The sequence below is a fragment of the Allobosea sp. 05T439 genome (genome assembly GCF_056396005.1).
Map to the genome: position 1 here is coordinate 1 of NZ_JBFTKP010000182.1, position 323 is coordinate 323.

The 323-nt window shown below is 72.4% G+C and carries 1 protein-coding gene; it reads right to left on the reverse strand.

Going from position 1 to position 323, the window contains the following annotated elements:
- The coding region (locus AC1DIO_RS35640; RefSeq protein WP_476854992.1) for a calcium-binding protein at positions 1 to 323 on the reverse strand (323 nt) is incomplete at both ends.

The following is a 323-nucleotide window of genomic DNA, read 5'->3' on the forward strand; positions in this document are numbered from 1 at the left end:
CACGTCATTGCCCGCACCCGCCACCACCGTGTCGTCGCCGGCCCCGGCCGTGATCCGGTCGTCGCCGGTGCCACCGAAGATCCGGTCGTTGCCGGCCTCGCCATCGATCAGGTCGTTGCCGGCCCCGCCGAGCAGCACGTCGTCGCCGGCCCCGCCGAAGACCACGTCACGGCCCTCCCCGGCATCGACGAAGTCGTTGCCGTCGCCGGCCGAGATCGTGTCGTTGCCGCCCGCTCCGATCAGGACATCGTCGCCGCCCTGGCCGATCAGGTTGTCCGCCCCAGCCGCCCCGAGCAACACGTCCGCATCGGGCGTACCGACCA